This is a genomic window from Candidatus Pelagibacter communis, from assembly GCF_001179985.1.
Classification (GTDB): Bacteria; Pseudomonadota; Alphaproteobacteria; order Pelagibacterales; family Pelagibacteraceae; genus Pelagibacter; species Pelagibacter ubique_J.
Genome location: NZ_CVSI01000020.1, coordinates 1 through 1,349 on the forward strand (window position 1 = coordinate 1; position 1,349 = coordinate 1,349).

Below are 1,349 nucleotides of genomic sequence, written 5' to 3' on the forward strand. Positions count from 1 at the left end.
AAAAAAAAATACCTTTTGTTCCTCTTTTGGGTGGAATATTGATAACGTTTTTTGGTGGACTTACAATTTATTTCAAAGACCCAATTTTCATATATATGAAGCCTACAATTATAAATATAATATTCGCTCTTGCTCTATTCTTTGGAAAATATTTTACTCAAGAACCAATTTTAAAAAAAATTTTAGGTAAAACCGTGCCATTAAACGATGAGGGATGGGGGAAACTTAATACTAGGTGGATGTTTTTTTTCATTTTTTTAGCAATATTAAATGAGTTTATTTGGAGAACACAATCAGAGGAATTTTGGGTAAATTTTAAAGTATGGGGGATGTTGCCAATTACAATAATATTTACAGCATTTCAAATCCCTTTAATAAATAAATATAAATTAAATGAATAGAAATTTAAAACTTGTAGTCGATAATTCTTACAAAAAAAAAGAAAATAAACTTTTTTTTGAAAAAAAAGAGTTAAAGAATATTTTGGATTTATATGCTAAAATGGTTTCTAAGGGATCTTGGAAAGATTATGGTCTTAATATTTCCTCTAAGAGAGTAAGTTTTAGTGTATTTAAAAATGCTGCTGATAATGCTGTTTATAATATTAGCAAAAACTTCAAGCCCTCTAATAAAAATCTTAAATATTTAATTACAGATAATAAAAACCATATAATAAAAAATTCTGATAACTTGGAAAAATTATTAAAGGATATAGATTGGAAAAAAATTTAGTTTATCTTCTTTGACCAAAAAGTCTTAATAACATTATAAATAGATTAATGAAATCAAGATAAAGCGTTAAAGCTCCCATTATTGCTTTTTTGCCAGAAATTTCAATTGTATCACTTGCCGAATACATATTCTTAATTTTCTGAGTGTCATAGGCGGTCAAACCTACAAATATTAGAACACCCAATATTGATACAACAAAATACATCATCGCAGATTTTAAAAATATATTAACTAATGAAGCGATAATTATTCCAATTAGACCCATCATTAAAAATGAACCTAATTTTGTTAAATCTCTTTTAGTTGTATATCCGTAAATACTCATTGCTCCGAATGTTGCTGAGGTGATGAAGAATACTCTTGCTACACTTACTCCTGTGTAAACTAAAAGTATCCAAGACAAAGATAGTCCCATTAATGAAGCAAATATCCAAAATACGGTTTGTGCCTTAGCTGAACTCATTTTGTTAATTCCAAAGCTCATATAAAAAACAATACCTAATGGAGCTAACATAATTAACCATTTCAAACCTGAATTAAATATAGCATTCCCAAAACTTGTAAGTCCTGTGATTATTCCAGCACTGTCAGTAACTACAGACATTTTAAATGATAAA

3 protein-coding genes are annotated in these 1,349 nt (G+C 27.3%); 2 read left to right on the top strand and 1 reads right to left on the bottom strand.

The window, feature by feature from the left end; all coding sequences use genetic code 11:
* Positions 1–401, top strand: a 401-nt coding sequence (locus tag AMN80_RS00960) for an inner membrane-spanning protein YciB (RefSeq protein WP_075520161.1), incomplete at its 5' end; no start/stop codon positions are given.
* Positions 394–732, top strand: a complete 339-nt coding sequence (locus tag AMN80_RS00965) for a DUF2794 domain-containing protein (protein ID WP_075520162.1) — start codon at positions 394–396, stop codon at positions 730–732. The genes AMN80_RS00960 and AMN80_RS00965, both read left to right, overlap by 8 nt.
* Before the next feature lies 1 nt (position 733).
* Here the strand turns inward: AMN80_RS00965 and AMN80_RS00970 are convergent, their stop codons facing one another.
* Positions 734–1,336, bottom strand: a complete 603-nt coding sequence (locus tag AMN80_RS00970) for a Bax inhibitor-1/YccA family protein (RefSeq protein WP_425304126.1) — start codon at positions 1,334–1,336, stop codon at positions 734–736.
* Positions 1,337–1,349 lie beyond the last annotated feature (13 nt).